General features: G+C 35.5%; 13 protein-coding genes and 3 tRNA genes. 14 read left to right on the top strand and 2 right to left on the bottom strand.

Annotated features, from left to right (window positions below):
• Positions 1 to 10: 10 nt before the first annotated feature.
• Entirely contained in the window at positions 11 to 1,057 is a 1,047-nt protein-coding gene (locus TEPIRE1_RS10730; RefSeq protein ID WP_013779197.1) for a hypothetical protein, read from the bottom strand.
• 4 nt (positions 1,058 to 1,061) lie between these two features.
• On the bottom strand, positions 1,062 to 2,213 hold the full coding sequence (locus TEPIRE1_RS10725; RefSeq protein WP_013779196.1) for a glycosyltransferase family 4 protein: 1,152 nt from the start codon (positions 2,211 to 2,213) through the stop codon (positions 1,062 to 1,064).
• A gap of 494 nt (positions 2,214 to 2,707) precedes the next feature.
• Here TEPIRE1_RS10725 and TEPIRE1_RS10720 point away from each other — a divergent pair, with 494 nt between their 5' ends.
• The 14 genes from TEPIRE1_RS10720 (at position 2,708) to TEPIRE1_RS10655 (ending at position 18,592) form a co-directional block, all read left to right on the top strand.
• Positions 2,708 to 3,460, top strand: coding sequence for a nitroreductase family protein (locus TEPIRE1_RS10720; RefSeq protein ID WP_013779195.1), 753 nt, complete (start codon positions 2,708 to 2,710; stop codon positions 3,458 to 3,460).
• A gap of 100 nt (positions 3,461 to 3,560) precedes the next feature.
• Positions 3,561 to 3,637: transfer RNA gene (locus TEPIRE1_RS10715), tRNA-Met, on the top strand.
• Positions 3,638 to 3,716: 79 nt separating this feature from the next.
• Positions 3,717 to 3,793, top strand: a tRNA-Met gene (locus tag TEPIRE1_RS10710).
• A gap of 7 nt (positions 3,794 to 3,800) precedes the next feature.
• Positions 3,801 to 3,875 (top strand) — tRNA-Glu (locus tag TEPIRE1_RS10705).
• A gap of 221 nt (positions 3,876 to 4,096) precedes the next feature.
• Positions 4,097 to 6,472 (top strand): stage II sporulation protein E, encoded by a 2,376-nt coding sequence (gene spoIIE, locus TEPIRE1_RS10700; RefSeq protein ID WP_013779194.1) that lies wholly within the window; start codon positions 4,097 to 4,099, stop codon positions 6,470 to 6,472.
• A gap of 202 nt (positions 6,473 to 6,674) precedes the next feature.
• Positions 6,675 to 8,063: a tRNA lysidine(34) synthetase TilS gene (gene tilS, locus TEPIRE1_RS10695; RefSeq protein WP_013779193.1), complete on the top strand. Its 1,389-nt coding sequence runs from the start codon at positions 6,675 to 6,677 to the stop codon at positions 8,061 to 8,063.
• Between the two features lie 167 nt (positions 8,064 to 8,230).
• On the top strand, positions 8,231 to 8,989 hold the full coding sequence (kduD, locus tag TEPIRE1_RS10690) for a 2-dehydro-3-deoxy-D-gluconate 5-dehydrogenase KduD (RefSeq protein WP_013779192.1): 759 nt from the start codon (positions 8,231 to 8,233) through the stop codon (positions 8,987 to 8,989).
• Between the two features lie 399 nt (positions 8,990 to 9,388).
• Complete coding sequence (locus TEPIRE1_RS10685; RefSeq protein ID WP_013779191.1) at positions 9,389 to 10,429, top strand: TRAP transporter substrate-binding protein; 1,041 nt, start codon at positions 9,389 to 9,391, stop codon at positions 10,427 to 10,429.
• A 117-nt stretch (positions 10,430 to 10,546) separates the two neighbouring features.
• Positions 10,547 to 11,380, top strand: coding sequence for a 5-dehydro-4-deoxy-D-glucuronate isomerase (gene kduI, locus TEPIRE1_RS10680; protein ID WP_013779190.1), 834 nt, complete (start codon positions 10,547 to 10,549; stop codon positions 11,378 to 11,380).
• Between the two features lie 467 nt (positions 11,381 to 11,847).
• Positions 11,848 to 12,699, top strand: coding sequence for a MurR/RpiR family transcriptional regulator (locus TEPIRE1_RS10675; protein ID WP_013779189.1), 852 nt, complete (start codon positions 11,848 to 11,850; stop codon positions 12,697 to 12,699).
• Positions 12,700 to 12,953: 254 nt separating this feature from the next.
• Positions 12,954 to 14,051 carry a 2-hydroxyacid dehydrogenase gene (locus tag TEPIRE1_RS10670; protein WP_013779188.1) on the top strand — a complete coding sequence of 366 codons (1,098 nt, stop codon included), beginning with the start codon at positions 12,954 to 12,956 and terminating at the stop codon, positions 14,049 to 14,051.
• The gene (locus tag TEPIRE1_RS10665; protein WP_013779187.1) at positions 14,048 to 14,887 is read left to right on the top strand and encodes a class II fructose-bisphosphate aldolase; all 840 of its coding nucleotides are present in this window, start codon (positions 14,048 to 14,050) and stop codon (positions 14,885 to 14,887) included. The genes TEPIRE1_RS10670 and TEPIRE1_RS10665 overlap by 4 nt, the downstream gene beginning before the upstream one ends.
• Before the next feature lie 680 nt (positions 14,888 to 15,567).
• Positions 15,568 to 16,920 (top strand): GntP family permease, encoded by a 1,353-nt coding sequence (locus TEPIRE1_RS10660; protein ID WP_013779186.1) that lies wholly within the window; start codon positions 15,568 to 15,570, stop codon positions 16,918 to 16,920.
• Between the two features lie 142 nt (positions 16,921 to 17,062).
• On the top strand, positions 17,063 to 18,592 hold the full coding sequence (locus tag TEPIRE1_RS10655; protein ID WP_041591447.1) for an FGGY-family carbohydrate kinase: 1,530 nt from the start codon (positions 17,063 to 17,065) through the stop codon (positions 18,590 to 18,592).
• Positions 18,593 to 18,825 lie beyond the last annotated feature (233 nt).

Genomic DNA, 18,825 nt, shown 5'->3' with positions numbered 1-18,825 from the left:
AACAATTTCTTTACACTGCCGGAATATAACTAATGCTGTTATTTTCTGATAACATTGCTGTCATGGTTTGATAAGTAAGCAGAAAGCTTACGAGAGCTTCAGCACCCTGGTTCATGTTCAGACCATCATAAACGAGGGCATCATGGCATCCCCCTGATTTTTCATTATATAACTGCAAGCCGTTTATATTTTTTCCCCAATACCAATTATATGAGATATTTGCCTTTGAGATATATTCCTTTTTTCCCGTAGCAGTATATCCTTGAACACAGGCTAATATAATGGAAGCTGCGTCAACGGGCTGCTGGTCAAAAGCAGGCAAACTACCATTTTTTCTCCACCAGCCTTTATTTCCTACAATAGACAGATAACCGTTTTTTAAAAGTGAATCTGTTAGAAAGCCTAAAGACTCTTCGGCAATATCAAGAGAGCTTCTATCATTTGAAATTGTGTAATATGAAAACAGGGAATGTGGCAGCACCGCATTACAGTAAGTAAGGTATTCCTCAAACCATTTCCAATCTTTAGTTTCATTATTACTATATGCTTTCTTCAATTGGCAAGCCATGTCATTTGCAAGCTTATAAATATCAGGGTGAATATATCCGTTGCTTATTAAAAATGTAAGACCTATTAATGAATACGCAATTGCTCTTAAACTGCTAAAGCCTGATATAGCAGGCAAGGTTTTTTCCAAAACAGTCTTTGCTTTACTTTTTACATTATCGGATGCATTGCCGCTGCACAATGCGTAACAACAAGCTAGAAAAGCTCTTCCTATGCTATCTTCAGAATCAATAGTTGTAAAAAAAGCATCCTCGATTTTTAAATTTACGAAACTGCCATCTGAACGTTGAGCACTTTTTAGAAAATCTATATAAGTCTTAGCAAATTTTCTGCCTTCTGTGTTCATATTTAAAGCAACAAGGAGAGCTCTGGCATTATCATCTACAGTATAACCGCTTTTCTTCAGAGGTGTATCATATTTTGCAAATTGTATTATACCTGTATCATCGGTCATTTTATCAAGGTGCTTAAAAGAAACCCCAATACTCATTAACTTATCCCTCCACAGCTCGAGCATTAAGAAGCAATTGATTTAAAAAATTTATATATTGTTTTGCTACATTGCTCCAGGTCATTTTTTCGCCAAGGTAGCGCGTTTTTTGTTCAAGATTTTGTTTTAGCATCGGATCAGTAATTATTTTTTCGATTAAGGCGGCAAGCTCCGAAGGGTTATTGCTGTCCTGAGCTATAAGTCCTCTTCCGTCACCGAGTATCTCAATTGCGTATTCATAAGGAGTGGATACTATAGCTCTTCCGCAGCCAACAGCGTAAGTCAATGTACCGCTTACGGCTTGGTCTTTATTAGGATATGGAGTTACATATATGTCTGTCATATAAAGATAATCACCCAATTTATCCAATGGCAGATATTGATTAACGAATTCTATATTTTCGTTTAACCCTAAATTTTCAACTAAATTTAGAAGCAAATTTCTATAAGATTCGCCGTATTTCTTAGAAAGAGATGGATGAGTCTTGCCAAGTACAAGATATAATATATTTGGGTATTTTTGCGCAAGCTTACTTATGGCCTTTATACAGTTTTCAATACCCTTTCCAGGCCCCAAAAATCCAAAAGTAGAAACTATGGTCCTGCCTTTATAACCATATTGTTGCTTTAGCGCTTCCCTATCCTTTGGTTCAAAGAAAGGAACACCATGAGGTATTACGCATAGCTTAGATTTAGGAATATGGTAAATGTTTTCTAAAAGCCCGGCAGCTCTTTTAGTCATACAATTAACACCGATTGCCATATTTCCCAATTCATCAAGCACCTGTTTTTGACCAGGACTTGGTTTTGACAAAACAGTATGAGTAGTGACGATAAAGGGTTTTTCAAGCTTTCTGGAAAAATCAAGGACGTAACTGCCATCAGGACCGCCGAATATTCCATATTCGTGCTGAATTATTACGATGTCTATCGAAGATTCATTTACAAAGTCTGCCGCAGATATAAAACTTGCTCTTTCATCTTGACTTATTTGAAAAACAACTTCAGTGGGATAATCATAGTTGGCATTGTTATCTGTAATAGCAAGAATTTCTACATTTTCATTAAAGCGAATAAGATTATCCCTAAGGTCACTGGAAAATGAGGCTATGCCGCATTCTCTCGGCGGATAAGTACTTAAAATAGCTATATTCATTAAAAATCACCCCTTTAATTAAATTTTTAAGCCATAAGACACCTCCCGCGTATAACATAGTTACAGTTTAATTACTGCATTTCCATTCCCATCGCACATGTCTTGTGAGATAATATGGTACAGATAGATGCCGCAGTTTTTCTCCTCATACACTATAGACAGTTTTGCACTATTGGAAATAAATCAGAGATCTTCTTTGACATACAGCTTGTCCATCAAACCTACTTATACAGGTTGCAAGAATAATAATGACCCTTCTTTAATAAATAAAAGCTGCCACCTAAAGCACAACTCCCAGTAGATAAAAAATACAGTAAAATATGTTATTTTATTAATAATTATACCAGATATTTCAGTCTATTTCAATAAAATGCAAGATGGCTGGATACTGCCTGTTCTGAAGTTGCAGAATTTTATATTTTCTGATTGCAACTATTTGGCATTATGGTATACTCATAATTACAAGAAATATAGCTTGAACAGGAGTGAGTTTTATGGAGGAGCTATATAATTCAATATTTCGCCGCAAATCTATCCGAAAATATGATGTAAGTCCGCTGCCGCCTGATACGCTTTCAGAGATAAAACAGTATGCGAGCAATGTCAAGCCGCTTGTGCCAACAATCAAAACAGATTTTTCTTATCTGACCGCTGAAAACGTCAAAAATCCTTTGCCCATAAAGGCGCCTCATTATATTTGCATCTATTCCGAAAAAGCAGAGCACTATTTAATGAACGCAGGTTTTATGCTGCAGCAAGTCGATCTTTATTTATCTGCAAAGAGTATTGGTAGTTGCTGGCTGGGTATGGCAAAACCCGCAAGTAGAGCTTTGCTCAAGATGAATGGTATGGATTTTGTTATAATGCTTGCCTTCGGAAACGCTGCAGAACCATTACATAGGGCAAGTATATCGGAGTTTAAACGAAAAGCTCAAAATGAAATAAGTACATTAAGCGAAGCTTCCGACATTCTAAATGCCGTACGCCTTGCTCCATCTGCAACAAACAGTCAACCGTGGTTTTTCACGGGAAATGCTGAAAAGATACAGGTCCACAGAGTTAAGCTGGGAATTGCTAAAGCTGCTATAAATGACAAGTTCAATCAGATTGATATTGGAATTGCTCTATGCCATCTTTATATAGCCGCAAGTGTAAAAGGTAAGAATGTTGAATTTTTATATGATAAAAGTGATGAAGACAAAGCACCCAAGGGTTATGAGTATATGATGACTGCAGTGCTATATTAATGTCGATATAATAAATTCCTCGATATTCCGGGGCTTGACGAATTAGAAGTTTTGTTATAAAATATAGAATGTCTGGCGGCTAAAGTCAGGCATACAATGACGCGGGGTGGAGCAGTCTGGTAGCTCGTCGGGCTCATAACCCGGAGGTCGTCGGTTCAAATCCGGCCCCCGCAACCAATATAATAATGTAATAATGGATGGCGAGAAGTGGATAGTGAATCATACATCCAACCTCTCATACTATATTCATATTCGGGGCGGCGTAGCTCAGGTGGCTAGAGCATGCGGTTCATACCCGCAGTGTCCGGGGTTCAAATCCCTGCGCCGCTACCATCTTCATGGCCCTGTGGTCAAGTGGTTAAGACATCGCCCTTTCACGGCGGTATCAGGGGTTCGAGTCCCCTCAGGGTCACCAAATTGTAAAACAAGTCGCATTTTGAGCGGCTTATTTTTTTGTCAATCTAAAGCAGTCAATCTGCTTTTTTGTTTTATGCTTTACAATGTTGTCGCTCTTAGCATAATTCAGTTCGATTTTGTCGCATAATTTTATTGGATAGTTTCGTAATATTGACAATATTTACATCCACCTTTCGATATAATAAAAGCTACCGAATACATCAAGGAAGGTGGATAAACTTGATTAACCGAGCACAGCTCAAGTGGTATGATTATTTGGGGCAAAAATCGCATGAATCTCAAAATACACCTTTTGCATCAGCATCGTTAAAACCTTTAGCCAAGGAAGTTATACCGGTAGGCATAATTGCTTATCTTTTTGGCATGGCCTCTATAAACGGGCTTTATCCCTTCGCCCTTTCTTTTATGGCAGCAAATTTACTTTATCGAAAAGAATATATACTCCCCGGAATTTTTTCATTTTTAGGCACCTTAATGGCAATGAAAAGTCTATCATCATTTCGATACTTATGTGCAATGGGTATTTTTCTGCTGATTTATAATCAATTAAATAGGATAAATTGGAAAAATGAATTTTTATTTGGCACAGCAGTGTTTGTTTCAAATATGTTTGCAGGTGCGGTATTTTTGATTAATCGTGCAGTTTCACCATATGACATATTTTTGCTTATATTAGAATCAGGCATGGCTTGTGTTATGACATTTATGATTTCAGGAGGTATGCCTTGGATATTTAATGAGCAGGTTCAACCTATAGAAAGAAATATATGTATGGTTATGCTGTCAGGGGTAATCCTGTCTATTGCCAGAAATTTCGTATTTTTAAACATGAATGTTCGTGATATTATAGGGGTATTTTTAGTTTTATTGCTGGCATTGGCAAATGGTTCCGGAGCAGGAGCGGCAGCAGGAATCATCGTAGGGATAACCGGTTTTTCCTTGAGCCTGTCACCATGGTCAACTGCTATAATGGCGTTTTCAGGTCTTGTATCAGGCGCTTTTAATAAACTTGGGAAAATTGGTGTGATAACGGGCTTTTCATTGGGGTATTTATTATACAATTTTCATGTAAATTCTATAGGTACACTTATAATATCACCGAAGACTTTAGCCGCATCTTTTGCATTGCTTTTAATTTTACCGCAAGCCATGATAAAAAGAGTAAAGTTATACATTAGCAACCCTTGTAACGATGCACAAATAAAAGCCTACAATCTTGAAGAACGAGCAAGAGATCGACTTCACGAATTAGCTTCACTGTTAAATGACCTGGGAGGTGTATTTAAAGAGATTTTTGTGAAAGATGAAGACCGAGTTCTACCGTCGGAATATCTGGACTCTGTCTGTCGTAAAGTGCAGCTTATGATTTGTTCGGATTGCGGTATGCGCAGGATTTGTTGGGAAAAAGAACTTAAACGCACAATGGGAGCTTTTTATACATTAATTAAACATCATGAAGGAATATATGATAGAAAGGAGATTCCCTTTCTGTTTAAATCTCGCTGCAGTCAAACCGAAAAGATAAAGGAGATTGTCAAAGAAAGCAGTAATCTTTTTAAGATAACATGTCAGATGGATAATATTATAAAGTATAACCAAGAATTAATACAGGAATATTTCGCAAGAGCGGCGGATGTAGTCGAGGCAATGGCAGCAGGTGCATGGGAAGAGGACTATGAAATAAATATAGATGATGAACTTTTAGAAAGACTTTCCGGATTGGATATAGATGTAGAGCGAATATATACCGATTATAGCAATAACAGATTATGTGTTAACATAATAAAACATCCATGTGAAAATAGCAAGCAGTGTAAAACCTTAATTCCAACGGCGGTATCTGATGCGCTAGGCAGAAAAATGAGCACTAAAGTCGTAGATTGTCCGTTAAAAAGCGGAAATTCGATGTGCCGTTTAAAGATTACATCAAATGGGGTGCTGGATGTATGTGTAGGAGTGGCTGGTGTAGCGAAAGAAGGTCAAAATGTTTCGGGAGATGGATTTTCTTATTTGGAATTAAAGGAAGGCAGGTATATGCTAGCTTTATGTGATGGTATGGGCGTAGGAGAAAATGCGGCACGGCATAGCGAAAAAACACTGACATTGTTGGAACGACTGTCAGAAGCAGGATGTGCTCAGGAAACAGTGCTAAAGGTAACCAATTCGGCCATGATTGCGGTTAATCGCGATGAAAGCTTTTCAACTATAGATATGGTTCTGATTGATACAGCAAGTGGGATAGCAAAATTTATTAAAGCCGGTGCACCGGCAGGATTTATAAAACGTGGTACAAAGATAGAAATGATTAAAGGCGGCAGCCTGCCTTTAGGAATAATAGATGAAATTTCTCCTAAGATTACCGAAAAAACAGTGCGGCCGGGCGATATGATAGTAATGGTAACAGATGGAATCATAGATGCATTCTCAAACGGACAAAATGGCGAGGAAATGCTCAGCCGATTTCTGCGTGAAACAAAAACAGCTAACCCTCAAGAAATGGCTGAAAAAGTTTTAAAGAAGGCAAAGGAAAAGAACAGCATAAGGGACGATATGACCGTCCTTGCGGCAAGAATATGGGAAAAAAAGTTAAGTTAGTTATGCAAAACGGTTTTATCACAAGGAGGTAGCAGAAAACTCATATCAAACTTTCCGGGTTGATATTTATTTTAACAAAGCTTATTATTAGTGTAGATGTTATTTTTTTCATATTGAGCAATACTTACTATTGTAGTTTTAGCTTAAAATAAATAGAACTTTGGGAAATGTAAAAAAATATTATAGGAAGAAATATAAGAAGATGGATATTCTACAGCATTTTTTAGAAACCACAAGAAAATATAATATGATTCAAAAGAAAGATAAAGTCATTGTGGCAGTTTCCGGCGGGCCTGATTCTGTTTGTCTGCTTCACCTTTTTATGACCTTCAAGAGTGAATTAGATATCAGTCTTTATGCTGCTCATTTGGATCATATGTTTCGCGGGCGGGAATCAGAAGAGGATGCCTGCTTTGTAAAGACTTTATGTGATAGATGGGGTGTTCCCCTTTTTAGTGAAAATATCAATGTACCTGAATATGTCAAAAAATCAGGCCTTTCTCCTGAAGATGCGGCACGGCGTGTGCGGTATGATTTTTTCGAACGAGTCAAAAAACAAACAGGTGCTCAAAAGGTAGCCACCGGGCATAATAGAAATGACCATGAAGAAACGATACTTATGAATATATTCAGGGGTGCCGGGCTGGACGGACTCATCGGCATAGAACCGGTTCGAGACTGCTACATAAGACCGCTTATCGAGATACCAAGAGAAGATATTGAAAGATATCTTAAACATAAGGAAATTCCCTTCAGAATCGATGCCACAAATCTTACCACAGATTATTTCAGAAACAGTATCCGCCTTGAACTTATGCCGCTTATAAGAAAAAAATATTGTCCTCATTTAGGACAATCCTTGCGGCGCCTATCGGAGATTGCCAGGAGAGACCTTTCCTTTATGGAACAAGAAACAGAAAAAGCCCATGCAAATGTAATCAGGTATGAGCCTGCAAAAGTGATAATAGATGTAAAAAAGTTTTCCAAGCTGCATGAAGCTATTAAATACCGCTTGACAAGGCTAGCAGTTGAGAACCTTACAGGGGATGTAAAAGATTTTGAAGCAAGGCATGCAAAATTATTAGTGGACTTTATCGAAAGAGCTTTACCAGGCAGTTTGCTTGACCTGCCTAAAAACCTTCAGGGATTGAAGGAGTATGAGCATTGCATTCTTTCAAAAGAAGTTTTTGATTATCCCGCCGATTATTGTTACATCCTTGAAGTTCCCGGCGAGATAAATATACGGGAAACAGGTATTACCTTAAAAGCATATATAGAAACTTACGGCGAAAAAACTAAAATAAACACCGAGCCGACAATTGCCTGCTTAGATTATGATAAAATCAATTCGAATTTAGTTGTAAGAAACCGAAGACCCGGAGATAGATTCAAACCCCTTGGGTGCATTGGATTTAAAAAATTGAAAGATTTCTTTATTGACGAAAAGATTCCCCAAAGAAAAAGAAATCAAATACCTATTGTAGAAGCAGGAGGTAATATTATTTGGGTAGGCGGCATGAGGATTGACGATAGATTTAAGGTGACCGAAGAAACCACGAGAGTTTTGGTTTTGGTGGTGCAAGGGCTTTGAATTAAAATGACGTACTCAACTTTCCCAGCCTAAATTTCCGGAGCGAACCTTGATAAATCAACACTTTCGAGCAAACAAATTTAATTTATTTTTCCAAAATAAATGCAGCAAGGTAGGAAAGCTGGGTAATATAATTAAAAATAAAAATGATTTTAGGAGGAATTTAAATGATATTAGAAAAATTTGATTTATCAGGGAAGGTAGCTATAGTAACTGGTGCCAGAACGGGCTTAGGTCAAGGAATGGCTGTCGGACTGGCTGAAGCCGGAGCAGATCTTGTTATCGTAAATCATTCACCTATGCCGGAAACTGAGAATGAGATTAAAAGATTAGGCAGAAGATGCCTTTCTATTGAGGTCGAACTCTCTGATATAGGTCTGATACCTGAAATAATTGAAAAAACCTTAAACGAATTTAATAAGATAGACATCCTAGTAAATAATGCCGGAATAATTAGAAGAGCTCCGTCTGTTGAATTTACTGAAAAAGACTGGGATGATGTAATGAATTTAAACCTAAAGACAGTGTTCTTCTTAAGTCAGGCTGCGGCAAGAGAAATGATAAAAAATAACGGAGGTAAAATAATTAATATCGCATCGATGTTATCATTTCAAGGAGGCATACTTGTGCCATCTTATGCCGCCAGCAAGGGAGGAGTTGCTTCTTTAACAAAAACATTAGCAAATGAGTGGGCCGCATACAATATCAATGTAAATGCCATTGCTCCAGGGTATATGGATACTAATAATACAGAGCCGATTAGAAAAGACGAGGGAAGAAACAAATCTATCATTGAGAGGATACCCGCAGCTAGATGGGGACTTCCTGAAGATTTAAAAGGTGCTGTAGTTTATCTTGCTTCAGAGGCATCAAATTATGTAACCGGGCATATTTTATGCGTAGATGGGGGGTGGCTGGCAAGATAATAAGCTAAAAACGCATTGACTTAAAAGGAAATAGCAAAATTACGACTAAAAATAAGGAGGGATTATTTCTAAAAGAAAAATAGATATATTAAATTCAAAACTAAATACGTGAAACTGTGTTGAATAAAGAATTTATATTGTAAAATGTCTGATCATAAAAGCTGACACATATATAATAAACAGTTTTATAGTATAAATCCCCCTTTCGCTTTGAAATACACAGGTAAAGTGGACACTAAGGATGCCGAGAAATTTACAATTAAGGGCACCCTTATATATATGAAATTGTTCTGGACCATAAGTTGCCTGGGCTACTTTAATTATTCTTTAAGTCATACATGAAATATTTAAAAATAATAATAGAAGTAGTTAATAAAAACAGAAAGGGGGAAGAAATTTATGTCAGCATCTTATTTTAAAAAACATGTTTTAGTGTTAGTGTGTTTACTGGTGCTATTTATAGCATTAAGTGGATGCGGTCAGGGGCCGCCGAAGGGTGAGCAGGATGAGGATACCCAAGAAGAAACCAAACAAGAAACAATGGTATTAAAGCTTGCAGAAGTCCAGCCTGAAGATTACCCCACAACTATTGGCGATAAGGAAATGGCAAGAATTGTTGAGGAGAAGACGAATGGCAGAATAAAGATTGATGTTTATGCTGGCGGACAATTAGGAGATGAGAAGTCTGTAATCGAGGCCGTTCAGCTGGGCGGAATAGATTTTGCAAGGATTAATTCTCAACCATTATCAGAGTTTTCAAAGTATTTAGGAGTTTTTTCCATGCCTTACCTGTTCGATGATGAAGACCACTTTTGGAGGGTAATGAACGGCCCTATCGGTGAGGAGATTCTAGATGGATTAGAAAAAGACGATATGATCGGCCTTACTTATTATGATAACGGTTCCAGGAGCTTTTACAATAGAATAAGAGAAGTAAGAACTCCTGCAGATATGAAGGGAATGAAAATAAGAATCCAGCAATCTGAGATTATGGTTGAACTAATTGAGTGTCTTGGCGCATCTGCAACACCGATGCCTTTCGGCGAAGTGTACAGTGCGCTGCAAACAGGAGTAATTGAGGGAGCAGAAAATAACTATCCGAGTTATTATACAACTTCTCACTATGAAGTTGCAAAGTATTTTACGCTTGACCATCATACCAGAGTTCCTGAGGTGGTCATTGCGTCTAAGGCATTATGGGATAAATTAAGTGAAGAAGATAGGGCAATTATAAAAGAAGCGGCTAGAGCTTCTCAAGACGTTCAAAGAGAAGCATGGAAACAATATGAGAAAATGGCTGAAGAAAAAGTAATAGCTCATGGCTGTATTATTACTGAAGTTGAAGATATGAAAATGTGGCAAGATGCGATGGCACCGTTATACGACAAATACGCAGGAGAATACGAAGAGCTGATAGAGAAAATAAAGCAAGCTAGATAAAATCCAAATGGTGATATAGTTTAATTTATCGCCGATTCGGTTGCCGCAGCAGTAATCATTAAAGAAAAACATTAATAAAAAATTTATATAATAAAATTCTAATTGGAGGTTTATTAAATGCTGGATGTTAGATACGCTTCAAGTAACAAAGATGCAAAAAGTTATGATACTGCGAGGCTTAGAGAAGAGTATCATATTGATGGGCTTTTCAAGAAAGATGATATTAGATTAGTATATTCTCACTTTGATAGGATAATTGCAGGTTCAGTCTGCCCTGCTGAAAGAGAGTTAAAACTAGAAGCAGGAAAAGAAATAGGAGCAGAATACTTTCTTGAAAGAAGAGAGCTTGGAGTTATCAATATTGGAGAAAAAGGCATTGTTTCTCTTGATGGAAAAGATTATGAGCTAGGAGCAAGAGATGGACTTTATGTAGGTAAGGGAACAAAAGATATAGTTTTTAAATCAATAGATAAAAGCAAGCCTGCAAAGTTTTATATAAATTCTGCGCCGGCACATAAAACCTTCCCAACTGTTAAAATAAATATTAAGGAAGCAAATCCAGTTACTTTAGGTTCGAAAGAGGAGCTAAATGAACGAACCATATATCAATACATACATCCGAATGTGTGTGAGTCATGCCAATTACTAATGGGTATGACAATGCTTAAAGAAGGCAGTGTGTGGAATACAATGCCTTGTCATACACACGATCGCAGGATGGAAGTATACATTTATTTTGATATGGCTGATGATGCATTGGTATTTCATATGATGGGAGAACCTCAAGAAACCAGACACATTATAATGAGAAACGAAGAAGCCGTAATTTCACCTTCCTGGTCTATTCATTCAGGCGTCGGAACTCAAAAGTACACCTTTATATGGGGAATGGTAGGTGAAAATCAAGCATTTGATGACATGGACCACATAGATAATAAAGATCTATTCTAAGAAACTTATCCTAATGGTTACTTAAATGAAAAATGCATTAAAAAATAGGAATAAACACCCATATAGCTCAGTTGTTAAATACAGCAACGACTAAATGGGTGTTATTTTTTATTGTAAATTCTAATTGCTGAAACTTTAATAAATCCGTTAAAGCCGATTATTAGTAATTATTGTGTCTACTGAAACTTACTGATAAGTAGATTGGCATGGCTACAATTTATAATATGGTATTGCGAATTTAGTCGTCTAAAATAAAGCTAAATTTCTTCTATGTGATATTTTTATATAATTCTTGCATAAGTATGTTTTTTTAGCCAACATCCACCCTGAACTAACGCTGCCAAATTAATATGAGTGTTTTAGTATAAAATAATTTATTATAAATTTAAATAAAAAGAAGGATTTTTAAAAAAATCGTAGAATTACTATATTAGAGTAAAAAAATTACTACTATACAACGATGGGAGTTGAAAAAAATCGGTATATTTACTGATATAAGAGTAAAATATAATACCTTATCTCCAGTTCAGCAAAAGATAGCAGATACAGTTTTAAATAGTGGTGGGGATATTGCATTAATGACTATAAATGACTTAGCAGAAAAGTGCAACACCAGTGAAACAACCATAATGAGATTTTTGCGTAAACTTGGTATTAATTCCTACCAAGTATTTAAAGTGAGGATAGCCCAAGAATCGTCATCAAGTCCTTCAAAAATTATCTATGAAGATGTGGAGCCAAACGACTCTATTGAAGAAATTAAAAATAAAGTAATTTATTCGACAAACACTTCTATACAAGATTTAGCTGATATTTTACCGGATAATGCCATCGAATCAGTGGTAAATCTAATTTGTAATGCAAATAGGGTGCTGTTTTTTGGTGTAGGAGCATCTGGAGCAATAGCATATGATGCCTTCCATAAATTTTTGCGAATAGGGCTTAATGTAAGTTTTTGCAATGATTCTCATATTATGAGCATACAAGGATCTCAAACTAAAAATAAAGATTTGATTTTTGCTATTTCACATTCAGGCGAAAGTAAAGAGATTTTGGATGCAGTAGAAATAGCAAAAAAGAACAAAGCTAAAGTTGTTTCCATTACAAGTTATCCAAACTCAACTTTAGCTAAAATGTCTGACGAGCTCTTGCTAAGCTCTACAAGCGAACGAAAATATCGTTCTGACGCGATGGTATCCAGAATTGTACAATTGGTAATAATTGATATACTCTACATTATTTTAGTTCTCAAGTATGGACAAGAGGCAATTGAAAACGTTAATAAATCAAGGCTTGCTGTTGCGAAAAAGAAAAAATAAATAGAAAATAAAGTAATTAACTGTAAGACTAACATGCAAAGGAGGTGTCAAGTTAAATCTAGTAATTTGTAACAATATTTGAATAGTAATAGCTATCTTGCGAGTTTTTGTGCGCCAAATCAGATTATTTTTACCCTAGCATGTCAGATTAATAATGAGCTTGCTAGTTGAATTTTGTGATGAGAGTGTATCCAATAGTTGCCAGTAAAAGTTAAAAATTTACAATAAATAAAATAGAAAAAGGAGAAAACTTTATGCCTAGTAAAAAGATGAAAGCGTTATTAGTTGGAGATGCTATGATACCAGTAGAAGGTTTCGAAAAAGCAACAAGAAAATATCTGTCTGATTATGTAGAAGAGATTTACGCATATAATTGGGAGGAGAATTGGGATAGATTACAAGAACGGAGGTTAATTGTAGAAAAAAATGGTCCAGAAGTGGAAGATGTTCTACCATTTATTGAAAAGGCTATAGATGCAGAGATGCTATTAGGTCTTTTTGTTCCTGTGTCCAAAAGAAATATGGATCTTATGCCGAACCTAAAAATAGTAGGAGTAGCTAGAGCTGGCCTCGAAAATGTTAATGTAAAAGAAGCTACTAGAAGAGGTATTATTGTTTTTAATGTAAGAGGTAGGAATGCTGAAGCTGTTTCAGATTTTGCTGTAGGATTGATGATAGCAGAATGCAGAAATATCGCTAGGGCACACCATGCTATAAAAAATGGGATTTGGCGTAAAGAATTTTCTAATTCTGATTGGACTCCAGAACTTAATGGCAAAACGGTTGGTCTTGTTGGCTTTGGGTATATTGGAAAACTTGTTGCAAAAAAACTTTCAGGCTTTGGTGTAAATATAATAATCTATGATCCGTTTGTTAAAAAAGAAAAAGTAGAAGAATTAGGTTTCCGACATGTCGATAAAGACACTTTATTTAGAGAAAGTGATTTTATTTCACTTCATGCAAGATTAAGCAAAGATACTAAGAATTTAGTTAGTGAAAAAGAACTTTCGTTAATGAAGCCTACTGCCTATCTTATTAATACAGCAAGAGCAGGACTAATCGATCAGGAAGCTCTAACTAATGCATTGAAAAACAAAAAAATTGCCGGAGCTGGCTTGGATGTATTTTGGGAAGAACCACTTCCTGAAAATAGCGAATTTCTAGAACTTGACAATGTTACCTTAACAACTCATATTGCGGGCACCACTAAGGAAGCTTTAACTAGGTCTCCAGAACTTCTTGTCAGGGACATTGAAAAGTTTTTATCTGAAGGAAAAGCAGACTTTATCATAAATCCTGAGGTTTTAGAAAAAGAAAATGTGAAGAAATGGTTAAAGGAGCTGAAAGTGTGATTGTAAATCTAAAAGAAATTTTATGCGATTGTAAGCAAAAGAAGTATGCAGTGGGGTCTTTTAATGTATATAATTATGAAACAATAAAAAGTGTCATAAAATCTTCGAAAGAAATGTGCATTTCAACAATCGTAGCTTTTGGCGAAAAATATTACCAAAATATGCATCCCAAAGAGGTTTATAAACTGGTTAATGAAATGGCTGAGAGAGAAAGAGTAACTGTAGCATTACATTTAGATCATTGTAAAAACATAGAAAATATTTTACTAGCAATTCAAGCAGGATTTACATCGGTAATGTTTGATGGTTCAATGTTGCCCTTTGAAGAAAATATCGAAAAAACAAAACGTGTTGTCGATATTGCTCATGCAGTTGGTGTTTCCGTTGAAGCTGAGCTAGGTTCAATAAAAGCAGGTGCGTACTCTTCCGAAGAAGGCTATGATGAAATATACACCGATCCAGATAAAGCAAAAGAATTTATAGAAAAAACCAATGTGGATGCTTTGGCAGTTTCTATAGGAACTGTGCATGGCTTTTATAAAGGGGAACCCAGAATAAATCTAGACATTTTAGATAAGATTTACAAAAAAACAGATATCCCTCTTGTTTTGCATGGTGGGTCAGGATTACCGGAAGACACAGTTAGAAACTGTATTCAAAGGGGAATTTGCAAAATTAACGTAAACACAGAAATATCCTATAGCGTTGTTGAAAAAATGAAAAAATTTTTATTGACAGCTGAAGCCCTTCCTCATTTTTCTGAATTGTCCACAATAGCAGTGGAAGAAGGATCTAGAGTCGTAAAAAAATACATGGAACTATTTTATAATAAATAGGAAGAAAGAGAATATTTTTAAGGCCAAAATGTAATCGTCAAGAGTAAGTGATTGTGCTCTTGACGCTCGAATATATTTTAAATATTTCAAATTTAGCCAATCAATCAATTATTTAACTAGTTAATAACGATATGCCAAAGGAACCGTTGAAATCAATCAATTTCGTTTTTATCAAGAAGAATTTTAAAGTGAAGTTTGAAATTTAGTATAAAAAATGAAGTCATTAAGACTGCAAATTGCGGTTTTAAAGCCTATCTTAAATAAATAGGATAAAAAACAAAATATATGAAGCAACTTAGGCCAAAAAAGATTTCAGAGAATAAGCAGCTTACTTTATAGCCTACAATCTCATTATAAAAGTTGAGTTGAGATAACGGTGGTACAGATAGGTTGATAAGATAATTACAAATAGGGAATGAATTAGCATAGAAGTTTGATTGTTGCTTATTTCTTTGAAAGAGGATGTGGTCATATAGGGTTACCTATTTAGACATAGAAAATTCTATAGTGTTGCAACATAAAAAAATCGTTTCCAAACAATTTAGTTCACACTATAGAAATACATATTTTATCTATAACTATATTCCCTTGTAAGTGTAATCACTGTTACCTCGGCGAAACTTTAAGGATGAGTAGGAAATATAAAGAAAAATAAAAATAAAAAGAGGAGGTAATATTAAATGGTTCAAGGTCCACTGTTAATAGTAATATTTCTATTAAGTATAGTGTTTATACTTCTTTCAATAATCAAATATAAGGTTAATCCATTCATTGCATTACTGTTAACTTCCTTGCTAATTGCATTCATGGTAGGAATACCTATAGGTGAAATACCGGAGACAATTACAGGAGGATTTGGGTCTACACTAAAAGGTATTGGAATCATGATAGGTCTAGGCATTATTTTAGGTGAACTTTTATCAGCATCAAAAGCTACAGAACAAATTGCTAATGCTCTATTAAGCAAAGTTGGGGTAAAAAAGTCTCCTTTGGCAATAAACATGACAGGTTTTTTAGTTTCTATTCCAGTATTTTTCGATGCAGCGTTTGTTATACTTGTTCCCTTGATTAAGGAGTTGTCTAAAAAAACGAAAATTTCATTTATTACATTTGTGGCAGCATTATCGGTAGGCTTGATAGTAACACATAGCCTTGTTATACCAACACCAGGACCTATCGCTGTTGCAAGTAATATGGGTGTTAATGTTGGAGTTTTTGCATTTTATTCTTTAATTGTAGCAATTCCGGCTTCTCTAATTGGTGGATATATATATGGAAAATATTTAGGTAAAAAATATCCGTATGATGAAAAAGAAGTGGAAGACGTAATTGATTCAAATTGCGAACAAGATACTTCCGCTAGACCGTCAGGAACTCTATCTATTATATTGTTGTTATTGCCTATAGTGTTAATATTACTAGGAACATTAATGACATCTCTATTAAACCCCGATTCAGTGTTTTCGACATTCTTTGCTTTTATTGGAGACAAGAATATTGCTCTACTAATATCCGTTATTATCGCATCGCTTTGCCTGAAACCATATCTTGAAAAACCCGTTGAAGATATTATAGCTGCAGCTGCTGAACAAGCCGGGTTGATTTTATTGATTACAGGTGCCGGTGGTTCTTTAGGAAATGTTATCAACAAAAGCGGGATAGGCTCATATATAGTCGAATTACTTTCGGGGTGGAATGTTTCGATAATAGTTCTTGCTTTCTTATTAAGTCAAATTTTAAGAGCTGCTCAGGGGTCAACTACTGTTGCATTGGTTACAACATCTTCTATTCTAGGACCAATGGCATATGAATTGGGTGTTTCACCTGTGTTGGTTGGCCTTGCAATATGCTGCGGTGGCATAGGTTTATCATTACCAAATGATTCGGGATTTTGGGTAGTAAATAGATTTTCAGGATTTCCGCTTAAGAAAAATATCGAAGCATGGACAATTGGCGGCTTTATAGCTGGATTCACAGGATTCATTATAGTTTTGATACTGAATATGTTTGCCGGCATATTGCCTGGCCTATAAATATTCTAAAGAGCCTGATGAAAAGTAATATATAGAATTACGTTAATTGTAAAACCTTTTATGGTGCTTGTGGATTGAAAATACACTTATTAAACAGTATGACCAGACAAGTTTAAAAAATGGAAGCAAGGTGATCTTTGAAATGTATATTCTTTCGCTAGATGTAGGCACTTCGAGTATGAGAGGGATTATTTATGATGAAAGAGGTAAATTGATTTATTCTTGTCAAGAGCATTATAAAGTAGAGTACAAACCACCAAATATTGTAAAACAAGATCCTCTAACATGGAAGAGAGCATTATATAATGTGTTAAATTGTATCTCTGAATATGTAAAACAACAAAATATAGACTTAGAGGCTATATGCGTAACCTCTCAAAGAGCATCTGTGATACCGGTTGATCGTGAAAACCAACCGTTATATGATGCAATAATGTGGCAAGATAAGCGTAGTTACAAACAATGTTCAGATATTAATAAAATAATTAGTAGCGAGGAACTATACAAAAAAACCGGATTAGTTTTAGACCCATATTTTTCCTTGCCTAAGATGATATGGTTGAAGCAAGAAAAACCGGAGATATACAAAAAAACATATAAACTTATCGGCGTACAAGACTACATTATTTTTCTATTAACAAATAAGTATGTAACCGATTGGACCCAAGCTTCCAGGACAATGTTAATGAATATCTCGAATTTTAAGTGGGACGATAGTATCATTGACCAGGTAGGACTAGATAAGTCTCTTTTGCCAGAGCTATGTCCTCCCGGCAGTATTGTAGGGCAAATGTCTGAGGAAGTATCTAAGCTGACTAATCTAAAAACAGGAATTCCAGTGATAATATCAGGTGGAGATCAACAGTGTGCAGCTATCGCTCTTAATGTTATAAAACCTGGTATTGTGGAAGTAAATACGGGTACAGGATCGTTTATCATTATGTATTCTGATAAACCAATTTTTGATAAAAACAATACTAGGACACTATGTAGTGCTGCAGCAATACCAGGAAAGTGGATTGTTGAAGCTGGAGTTTTGACAACGGGCTCTATTTATGGCTGGGTAAAAGAACAATTCTATAAAGATGATGAAAATTTTGTACAAATAAATAAAGAAGTAGAGCAAGCGCCTGTGGGATCTGATGGTGTAGTAATGCTTCCGCACTTTGAAGGTAGTGCAGCTCCTTACTGGAATCCATTGGCAACGGGATTGATTTTTAATTTAACGCTGGGGACAAAACGCGCAAGCATAGCTAGATCTGCATTAGAAGGTATAACCTTAGAATTAGCAGAGAATATAAAATTACTAGAACAGGTAACAGAAGCAGAAATACATACAGTAACAATAGCAGGTGGTTTAACAAAATTTGATGTTTTTAATGAAATCCAGGCAGATGCATTTAATAAGCAGGTAGTTAAATTTAAAAACAGTGAAGCAACTTCGTTTGGAGCAGCGATTAGTGCTATGGTCACCTTAGGAATCTATGCTTCATATGAAATAGCGCTTCAAAAAATACAAAAAGAAAAAGATAAGATAACCTATACCCCCAATATGGAAAATGTAGAAAAATATAAAAAAATAGCTTGGAGAAAAAATGAATTATACAAAGCGCTGGATGATAAAAATATCTATAGAACCCTTCAAAATGATATTCAGCTAATTCATTCGTAGCACAAAACCAATTTATACAAATTTTACAAAGGATTAAGGCAGACGCTTTAAAAAAGATAATTTTTTCATAGTATAGAAGTATTTTTTACCACTAAAAAATTCCTTAGGAATGTCTATATTATATAAAAATCCTGAGAGAATCTTATTCTTTTTTTAACCAATTGCATTATGGTAATCTAACGCTATTTACATTTAATTCAAAAACAAACCAAATCATTTGATCATAAAAAATA

Source organism: Tepidanaerobacter acetatoxydans Re1 (assembly GCF_000328765.2).
In the GTDB taxonomy this organism is placed as follows: domain Bacteria; phylum Bacillota; class Thermosediminibacteria; order Thermosediminibacterales; family Tepidanaerobacteraceae; genus Tepidanaerobacter; species Tepidanaerobacter acetatoxydans.
The sequence above is the reverse complement of the archived record's forward strand: the minus strand, read 5'-3'. Positions and strand labels throughout refer to the sequence as shown.

Excerpts from the sequence above, each read along its gene's own strand:
- TEPIRE1_RS10730 (WP_013779197.1), bottom strand. The coding sequence starts at position 1,057 with ATGAGTATTGGGGTTTCTTTTAAGCACCTTGATAAAATGACCGATGAT.
- TEPIRE1_RS10725 (WP_013779196.1), bottom strand. The coding sequence starts at position 2,213 with ATGAATATAGCTATTTTAAGTACTTATCCGCCGAGAGAATGCGGCATA.
- TEPIRE1_RS10720 (WP_013779195.1), top strand. The coding sequence starts at position 2,708 with ATGGAGGAGCTATATAATTCAATATTTCGCCGCAAATCTATCCGAAAA.
- tilS (WP_013779193.1), top strand. The coding sequence starts at position 6,675 with ATGGATATTCTACAGCATTTTTTAGAAACCACAAGAAAATATAATATG.
- kduD (WP_013779192.1), top strand. The coding sequence starts at position 8,231 with ATGATATTAGAAAAATTTGATTTATCAGGGAAGGTAGCTATAGTAACT.
- TEPIRE1_RS10685 (WP_013779191.1), top strand. The coding sequence starts at position 9,389 with ATGTCAGCATCTTATTTTAAAAAACATGTTTTAGTGTTAGTGTGTTTA.
- kduI (WP_013779190.1), top strand. The coding sequence starts at position 10,547 with ATGCTGGATGTTAGATACGCTTCAAGTAACAAAGATGCAAAAAGTTAT.
- TEPIRE1_RS10670 (WP_013779188.1), top strand. The coding sequence starts at position 12,954 with ATGCCTAGTAAAAAGATGAAAGCGTTATTAGTTGGAGATGCTATGATA.
- TEPIRE1_RS10660 (WP_013779186.1), top strand. The coding sequence starts at position 15,568 with ATGGTTCAAGGTCCACTGTTAATAGTAATATTTCTATTAAGTATAGTG.
- TEPIRE1_RS10655 (WP_041591447.1), top strand. The coding sequence starts at position 17,063 with ATGTATATTCTTTCGCTAGATGTAGGCACTTCGAGTATGAGAGGGATT.